The 8,277-nt window shown below is 71.3% G+C and carries 6 protein-coding genes; 2 read left to right on the top strand and 4 right to left on the bottom strand.

The features are described 5' to 3' along the window. Both IBL25_RS22720 and IBL25_RS22715 read right to left on the bottom strand, forming a co-directional pair. On the bottom strand, nucleotides 1–579 hold a 579-nt coding region (locus tag IBL25_RS22720; RefSeq protein WP_187780770.1), incomplete at its 3' end, for an aspartate/glutamate racemase family protein. Then, nucleotides 576–1,322: a Fe(II)-2OG oxygenase family protein gene (locus IBL25_RS22715; RefSeq protein WP_187780769.1), complete on the bottom strand. Its 747-nt coding sequence runs from the start codon at nucleotides 1,320–1,322 to the stop codon at nucleotides 576–578. The genes IBL25_RS22720 and IBL25_RS22715, both read right to left, overlap by 4 nt. A gap of 124 nt (nucleotides 1,323–1,446) precedes the next feature. Between IBL25_RS22715 and IBL25_RS22710 the strand changes: the two genes are divergently transcribed. Then, nucleotides 1,447–2,616: a M20/M25/M40 family metallo-hydrolase gene (locus IBL25_RS22710; protein WP_187780768.1), complete on the top strand. Its 1,170-nt coding sequence runs from the start codon at nucleotides 1,447–1,449 to the stop codon at nucleotides 2,614–2,616. Between the two features lie 22 nt (nucleotides 2,617–2,638). On the opposite strand, the gene IBL25_RS22705 is transcribed toward IBL25_RS22710, so the two are convergent. Continuing rightward, the gene (locus tag IBL25_RS22705) at nucleotides 2,639–4,366 is read right to left on the bottom strand and encodes a histidine kinase famiy protein (protein ID WP_187780767.1); all 1,728 of its coding nucleotides are present in this window, start codon (nucleotides 4,364–4,366) and stop codon (nucleotides 2,639–2,641) included. A gap of 101 nt (nucleotides 4,367–4,467) precedes the next feature. After that, nucleotides 4,468–5,652, bottom strand: a complete 1,185-nt coding sequence (locus tag IBL25_RS22700; RefSeq protein WP_187780766.1) for an MFS transporter — start codon at nucleotides 5,650–5,652, stop codon at nucleotides 4,468–4,470. A 101-nt stretch (nucleotides 5,653–5,753) separates the two neighbouring features. On the opposite strand from IBL25_RS22700, the gene IBL25_RS22695 reads away from it, so the two are divergent. After that, a partial coding sequence (locus tag IBL25_RS22695; RefSeq protein ID WP_238940600.1) for a helicase-related protein occupies nucleotides 5,754–8,277 on the top strand: 2,524 nt, incomplete at its 3' end.

Below are 8,277 nucleotides of genomic sequence, written 5' to 3'. Positions count from 1 at the left end.
CGGCGCCCGGGGGCCGAGCCGCGCCGCCATGCCCGCCAGCGCCGCGCCGCCCAGCACCACGGCATCGGCGCCGCCTTGGGCCAGGCGGGCGATACCCTCCAGCACCATGGCCTCCACCCGCGCGGGGTCGGCCACCGCGTCCTGCGGCGTGGCATCGATGCCTTCCAGGCCGGAAAGGCGGGCGGAAAGCCCGTGGCGGCCGATCAGCTCCCGGTAGGTTTCCACGCCGCCCAGCGTCAGCAGGCCGAAGCGGGCGCCGACCATGCAGGCGGTCAGGCAGGCGGCTTCGGTTATGCCCACCACCGGGCAGGGCATCAATTGCCGCGCGGCCTCCAGCGCCGTGTCATGGCTGACGGCCAGCACCACCGCCTGCACCTGCCCGGCATGTTCCGCCAGCAGTTCCAGCAGCGCATGCCCGGCGATCACGTTCTCGGCGCGGGAGGAAATCACCGCCGGGCCGAAGCGCGGTGTGGCCGGCACGATCTCGGTGCCCGGCGCGGCCGCCGCGCGCGCCGCCGTGGCGCAGAGCTGCGTGATGGCCTCGGTGGTATTGGCATTGGCGACGAGGATGCGCGTCATGCCCGCAGCAGTCCGGCGAAGGCGCCTTCCGTCAAGCGCGAATCCTCCCGTGCCAGCAACGGCTGCGCCACCAGCCCCCGCGCGCGGCCGGCCCAGACCAGGAATGGGTTGAGGGCAAGCACATCCCCTGACCGCAGCGGCAGGCTCAGCGCCAGGCCGGGCGCCTCCAAGGCCTGCTCCAGCGCCGCCACCGCCTCGGGCGAAGCGGCCTGGGCCAGCGCGGCATGGTCCAGGCGCGCGGAAAAGACGCCGGTGCTGACAGCGAAAACTGGCACCTCCACTTGCGGCAATGGCTGGTAGAGCAGTTCCAGCGCCGCGCGGTTGGCCTTCAGCAGGGTGTTGTGGACGGCGGCGGCGGAGCGCAGCACCACCGTGGTCGAGTCGGTGCACAACAGCAGCAGCATGTCGCAGGCTTCGTTGAACAGCGGGCCCGTGCCGGTTGGCTGCGGGGCCAGCACCTCCCCCATGCGGGCACCGAGCAGGCGCAGCAGCGCGCCGGGGTCTTCCGGCGGCGGCAGGCCGCGCAGCAGCACGAATCCCCTGCCGTGCAGCAGCCGCTCCACGACACGGGACAGCACCGGGTCCAGGCGCGGCAAAGGGGCCGCGGGGGCGGCGTCATGCGCTTCCGCCGCCGCCTCGGCTCCCAGCGGCAGCATCCAGTCGGCGGGGGAAAGCGCCGCGGCGTTCCACAGATGCGGGCCGGCCTCGGGGGCCATGCGGCGGGGGGGCGGGGCTTCGGTCATGATGCGTGGAGTGTAACAGGCCCCCCGTGGCGGCGTCAGCCAATCCCCTTGCCAGTCAGGCCCTTGCCGCGATGCCGGAGAGGCCGCAGGCTGCCACCCCGGACCGCATTGCAGGAGCCTGCCCATGGATGCCGCGACGCCTTCGGCGCTTTCCCCCAACGCCAGCCGTGCCCTCGCCCTGCCCTTCACGGCGGAAGGGCTGCTGGCCAGCCTGCGCCCCTGGGTGGAGCAGGAAAGCCCGACCTTCGACGCCACCGCCGTCAATGCGATGATGTCGCTGGCGATGCGGGACATGGCGCTGATGGGCGCGCATGTGGAGCGAATCCCCGGCCGCATGGGCCTGGGCGATTGCATCCGCGCCCGCTTCGCCCCGCCCGGCGCGGTGGAAGGCGGCATCCTGGTGCTGGCGCATCTGGACACGGTGCATCCCGTCGGCACCCTTGCCACCGGCCTGCCCTTCCGGGTGGAAGGGGACCGCGCCTTCGGCCCCGGCATCTTCGACATGAAGGGCGGCACGGTGCTGACGCTGCAGGCCCTGGCGGCGCTGGCGAAGGCCGGCATCCCCACCAGCCGCCCGGTGACGGTGCTGCTGACCAGCGACGAGGAGATCGGCAGCCCCTCCACCCGCGACCTGATCGAGGCCGAGGCTTCCCGCCACCAGGTGGTGCTGGTGCCGGAGCCCGGGCGGGCGGATGGCGGCGTGGTCACCGGGCGCTATGCCATCGCGCGCTTCAACCTCCGCACGGTGGGCCGTCCCAGCCATGCCGGCGCCCAGCTTTCCGCCGGCCGCAGCGCGGTGAAGGAAATGGCGCGCCGGCTGATCGCCATCGAGGACATGACCACCGAGGCCTGCACCTTCTCCGTCAGCGTCATGCATGGCGGGCAATGGGTGAACTGCGTGCCGACCTATTGCGATGCCGAGGCCCTGACCATGGCGAAGCGCCAGCCGGACCTCGATGCGGCGGTGGAGAAGATGCTGGCCCTGAACAATGCCAGCGGCGATGTGCGCTTCGAGGTGAAGCGCGGCGTCACCCGCCCGGTCTGGGAGCCGGACGAGGCGGTGATGGGCCTTTACGAACTGGCGCGCCGCCTGGGCGGTGAGCTGGGCCTGACCATCGGCCATGAAAGCGCCGGCGGCGGCTCGGACGGCAATTTTACCGGCGCCATGGGCGTGCCCACGCTGGACGGGCTGGGTGTGCTGGGCGGCAACGCCCATACGCTGAACGAGCACATCCTGATGGATGCGCTGGTGCCCCGCGCACGGCTGATGGCCGCCCTGCTGGCCAGCGTCTGAGCCGCCGGCCAGGGGCGGCGGCTCAGGCCTCGTGCCTGGGGCCGCCGCCCTGGTTGCGCAGCGGCTGCGGCTTGCCGGCGCGGCGGTTCAGCGCCGTCCGCACCCGGTCGGCCAGCGCGGTGCGGCGATAGGGCTTGCCCAGCACGTCCCAGTCGGAAGTGCCGGGGCCCTCGGCCACCAGGTCCTCGTTGTAGCCGGTGGTCAGCAGCACGGCGACCTCGGGCATCTGTTCCCGCACCCGCTGCGCCAGCACCAGCCCGTTCATGCTGCCGGGCATCAGGATATCGGAGAAGAGCAGGTCGACCCTCGCATTCTCCGGCTTCGCCAGCAGGGCCAGCGCCTCATCCGCGTTGCGGGCGGCGATGACGCGGTAGCCCAGTGCCTCCAGGTGCTCCCGCGCCAGGGTCAGCACGTCGTCGCTGTCCTCCACCACCATGATGGTCTCGGCGCCGCCACGCGACTCCTGCGGCGCGAGGAATTCCTGCTGGCGCGGCGCCGGGATGGCATCGCCCTCCGCGGCGGGGAAGAACATGCGGATGGTGGTGCCGCGCCCGGGCTTGCTGTCGATCTCCAGCTTGCCGCGGGACTGCTGCACGAAGCCCTGCACCATGGCCAGGCCGAGCCCTGTGCCCTTGCCGGTGCCCTTGGTGGTGAAGAAGGGCTCGGTGGCACGCTCCCGAACATAGTCGGGCATGCCCTCGCCCCCGTCGCTGACGGAAATGACCACATAAGGCCCGCCCGGCAGCCCGTTATCCTCCAGCACCGTGGAGGAGGTGGAGATGGTGACCATGCCGCCCGCCGGCATGGCGTCACGGGCATTGATCACCACGTTCAGCAGCGCCAGCTCCAGATGCGCCGGGTCCACCAGCACGGCGGGCAGGCGGCGGCGCAGGTTGACCTGCATCTCCACCCGGCTGCCGGCGGTGCTGTCCAGCATGTCCATAAACTCATGCACCAGCGCATTGATGTCGGACGGGCGGGGCTCCAGCCGCGTCTTGCGGGCGAAGGCCAGCAACTGGCGCGTCAGCTTGGCGCCGCGCTCGGCGACCTCCCCGGCACGGTCCACGTAGCGGGTCAGGCGGTCATCCGGCAGCTTGTTGCGCAGCAGCTCCAGGCTGCCGGAGATCACCTGCAGCAGGTTGTTGAAGTCATGCGCCAGCCCGGCGGTGAGCTGGCCGATCGCCTCCATCTTCTGCGCCTGGCGGAAGGACTGCTCCGCCGTGCGGCGGCGCGTCACGTCCAGTTGCGAGGCGAAGAAGTAGATCAGCTTGTCATCCGGACCGAAGACCGGCGCCACGAAAACACCGTTCCAGAAGGGCGTGCCGTCGCGCTTGTAGTTCAGCAACTCCACCGAGACGGGGCGATGCTCGGCGATGGCCTCGCGCAGCTCCGCCACCTTCTCGCGGTCGGTCTGGGCACCTTGCAGGAAGCGGCAGTTGCGGCCGACGATCTCTTCCGGCGTATAGCCCGTCAGGTCCTGGAAGGCCCGGTTGGCGAAGACGATGGGGTTATCCGGCTGGTTCGGGTCGGTCAGGACCATCGGCATGCGCGTCATCTCGACCGCCGCGAAGAACACGTTGCCGCGTTCCTCCAGGCCGGGCTCGGTGATCATCGCTTCCTGCCAGTGCCGGATGCCGGGGCCGCCGGTGGGCGAATAGGAAACGCCCTCATGCCGGCCAGCCGCCGGCACGCCGGTGCTCTGACCATGGCCGCTATCATGGTCGGTCAGCTTGCTGCTGTCTGCAGCCATGGCTGCCTTATCCTCGTCCACGCCGGTGCCTCTGCCTCTGTCCGTCTCGTTCCGCGTTCTTCTGAGGAAAGAAAAACCGCCACGTAAACTCAAGTTGTCGTTCAAACCGATCGGTCAAGAATATTTTGCCACACCGCGTCCCGCCTTAGGCCGAGAGCCACCGGCACCGCCAGCAGGCAAAGCCCCGCCATGGCCCAGAAAGCCCCTGCCCCGCCCCAGGCGGCGTAAAGCGGCCCGCAGGCCAGGGTGAGCAGCCCTGTCCCGAGTCCGCCGCCCAGGCTGGCATGCAGCGACTGTGCCGTCGATGCCTGGGCGGGCGGCACCAGGTGCTGCAGCAGCCGCATCGCCGCCAGGTATTGCGCGCCGAAGGTGGCGGCGTGCAGCAACTGGGCCAGCACCAGGGCCGGAAGCCAGGTGGTGGCACCCAGCAGCCCCCAGCGCAGCAGCCCGCCCAGGGCGCCGAGCAGCATCATGCCGCGCACCCCCAGCGCCTCCGTCAGCCGGCGCCCGAAGGCGAAGAGCAGGATCTCCGCCACCACGCCTTCGGCCCAGAGCAGGCCGATGGTGACCGGCGCGTGCCCCGCCGCCGCCCAATGGATGGCGCCAAAGGCATAAAGCGCCGCGTGGCTGCCCTGGACCAGCGCGGAGAGCAGCAGCAGCCGCCGGAAGCCCGGCAGGGCCAGCACGGCGCGGAAGCCCCCGCCTCCGGCGCGTGCCAGGCCGCCGCCGCCATGGCGCGGCAGCAGGGCGGCCAGGGCCGTCAGGGCTAGCATGGCCGCCATCAGCACCGGCGCGCTGCTGAATCCCCAGCGCCCCGCCGCCCACCCGCCCAGGGCCGAGGCCAGGATGAAGGTGGCCGAGCCCGCCGCCCGCACCCGGGGATAATCCAGCCAGCCGCGCCCGGCGGCGGCCAGCGTCACGGCTTCCGAGACTGGCACCAACGGTGCCAGGAAGGCGCTGAAGACCAGTTGCGCCAGCACCAGCCCCAGCAGCCCCGCCCCCAGCAGGAAGCCGCAGCAGGCCAGGGCCGCCCCCAGCGCCGAGGCCACAAGCAGCAGGCGCGGGTCGCCCAGCCGGTCCGCCAGCCGCCCGCCGAGTGGCCCGGCCAGCAGCCGGACGGCGGAGCCCAGCGCCAGCACCAGGGAAACCTGCCCGGCCTCCAGCCCCCGCTCCGCCAGGAAGGCCGGCAAAAAGGGCTGGGAGATGCCCAGCGCGGCATAGGCCGTGCCGAGCAGCGCGGCGTAACGCACGGCGTGAGGCAGGTTCGGGAGGGGGATCTGAGGCATCGGGACAGGCAGCCTGACCCAGCCGCGCGCATCAGACCAGAGGCCCTGGCGCACACGCCCCGTTGCCAAGCACCCCCCAATGGCTCCACACACCGGAGGCGATGTCAGGTTTCGTCCCCCATAGCTCGTCCGCCGCCATGTTCCCGGCCCGCGTGAAGGCCATCCTGGGTCCCACCAACACGGGCAAGACCCACTTGGCCATCACGCGGATGCTGGCGCATGCCTCCGGCATCATCGGCTTCCCGCTGCGCCTGCTGGCGCGCGAGAACTACGACCGCATGGTGGCCGCCAAGGGGGCGCGATACGTCGCCCTCATCACCGGGGAGGAAAAGATCGTCCCCCCCGATGCCAAGTGGTTCGCCTGCACGGTGGAGGCCATGCCTCTGGACCGGAAGGCCGAATTCGTGGCTGTGGACGAGATCCAGCTCTGCGCCGACCCGGACCGGGGCCATATCTTCACCGACCGTCTGCTGCATGCGCGCGGGCTGGTCGAGACCATGTTCCTGGGCGCCGAGACCATCCGCCCCCTGCTCCAGCGGCTGGTGCCGCAGGCCGAGATCGAGACCCGCCCGCGCCTTTCGCAGCTTTCCTATGCCGGCCCCGCCAAGCTGACACGGCTGCCGCCGCGCTCCGCCGTGGTCGCCTTCTCGGCCGGCGAGGTTTATGCCATTGCCGAGGCCATCCGCCGCCGGCGCGGCGGCTGCGCGGTGGTGATGGGCCGCCTTTCCCCCCGCACCCGCAACGCCCAGGTGGCGCTGTATCAAAATCGTGAAGTGGACTTCCTGGTGGCCACCGACGCCATCGGGATGGGGCTGAACATGGACGTGGACCATGTCGCCTTCGCCAGCCTGAACAAGTTCGACGGCCACCGCCCCCGGCAATTGACGGCGCAGGAGGCCGCGCAGATCGCCGGCCGCGCCGGCCGCGGCATGCGGGACGGCACCTTCGGCGTGACGGCGGAATGCCCGCCGTTGCCGGACGAGATCGTGGAAAAGATCGAGACCCACCAGTTCGAGGCGCTCCAGACCCTGGCCTGGCGCAATTCCGACCTGGACATGTCCAGCATCGACAGCCTGCTCGATGGCCTGGCGCAGGCGCCCAACCAGCCCGGCCTGGCGCGCGGCAACGACGCCACGGACCATATCACGCTGGAAGCCCTGTCGCGGGACCCGGAGGTGCGGAAGCTCGCCACCTCCCGCGCCCGGGTGCGGCTGCTCTGGGAAGCCTGCCAGATCCCGGACTTCCGCAAGCTGGCGGATGACAGCCACACCAAGTTCGCCGCCAAGATCTTCGGCCATCTGGTCCAGGACGGTGTGCTGCCCAGCGACTGGGTGGCGGGGCAGATCGCCCAGCTTGGCAATATCGAGGGCGACCTCGATACCTTGATGACGCGCCTTTCGGCGATCCGGGTCTGGACCTACGTGGCCGCCCGGGCCGATTGGGTGCGTGACGCAACCCGTTTCCAGTCCGAGGCGCGTGCCGCCGAGGACGCCGTTTCCGACGCGCTACATGAGCGCCTGACCGCCCGTTTCGTCGACCGCCGCGCGGCTCATTTGATCCGCCGGCTGGACGAAACGGAGGAAGAGCTGCTCTCCGCCGTCAATCGTAAGGGAGAGGTGGTGGTGGAAGGCCATCCCGTCGGTCATGTCAGCGGCTTCGTGTTCGAGCCGGATGCTTCTGCCGCCAATGAGGACGAGCGCAAGCTGGTGCTGCGCGCCGCCCGCCGTGCCCTGGTGGACGAGATCCCGCGCCGCGTCGTGGCGCTGGAAGCGGCGAAGGACGAGGAATTCGCCCTGACCCCCACCCACCGCATCACCTGGGACGGGGCCGAGATCGCCCGCCTCAAGGCCGGCCCCACGGCCGACAAGCCGCAGGTGGATGTGCTGCAGTCCGAATTCCTGGACGGCGCGCAGCGGGAGCGGGTGCGGGCCAAGCTGGCCGCCTGGCTGGAGGCGCTGATCGCGAAGGAATTCGCGGCCTTGGCCACGGTCGAGGAGAAGGCGGCCGAGGACAACACCCTGCGCGGCCCCGCCTTCCGCCTGCGGGAATACCTGGGGCTGGTGCCCGGCGGCACCGAGGCCGAGGTGAACCCGGAACTGCGGCAGAAGCTGAAGGCCATCGGCATCCGCGCCGGGCGCTTCGCGCTTTATCTGCCGGAGGTGCTGAAGCCTCGCCCCATGGCGCTGCGCGCGCAGCTCTGGGCGCTGAAGGCCGAATGCGTGGTGCCGACCCTGCCGGGCGGCGGCCTCGTCTCCATCCAGCCGCCGGAAGGCTGGCCGCGTGGCTTCGCCGCCACCATGGGCTGGGTGCAGGCGGGCTCCGTGCTGCTGCGCCTGGACGTGGCCGAGCGTGTGGCCGGCGAACTGGGCCACCTGACCCGCCGCGCCCCCGCCACCCTGCCGCAGGATGTCGCCAGCCGCCTCGGCGTGAAGGCCGATGCGCTGCCGGCCGTGCTGAACGCCCTGGGCTTCCGCCTGCTGCCGGCCGAGCCGCTGGCCGAGGATGCCTTCGGCCCGCCCTCCCCCACCATGGTCGGCGCGCGGCGTGAGGATCATGGCCGTGGCCGCCAGCGCCATGGGCATGGCCAGCGTCCGCAGCGCGACCGCCGGCCGCAGCAGGCCCCCG

Source organism: Pseudoroseomonas ludipueritiae (assembly GCF_014490445.1).
Classification (GTDB): Bacteria; Pseudomonadota; Alphaproteobacteria; order Acetobacterales; family Acetobacteraceae; genus Pseudoroseomonas; species Pseudoroseomonas ludipueritiae.
Note: the sequence above shows the minus strand (reverse complement) of the source record. Positions and strands in the feature narration are given on the sequence as shown.

Bases quoted from the DNA above. Each gene is read 5' to 3' on its own strand.
- IBL25_RS22715 (WP_187780769.1), bottom strand. From the start codon at position 1,322: ATGACCGAAGCCCCGCCCCCCCGCCGCATGGCCCCCGAGGCCGGCCCG.
- IBL25_RS22705 (WP_187780767.1), bottom strand. From the start codon at position 4,366: ATGGCTGCAGACAGCAGCAAGCTGACCGACCATGATAGCGGCCATGGT.
- IBL25_RS22710 (WP_187780768.1), top strand. From the start codon at position 1,447: ATGGATGCCGCGACGCCTTCGGCGCTTTCCCCCAACGCCAGCCGTGCC.
- IBL25_RS22700 (WP_187780766.1), bottom strand. From the start codon at position 5,652: ATGCCTCAGATCCCCCTCCCGAACCTGCCTCACGCCGTGCGTTACGCC.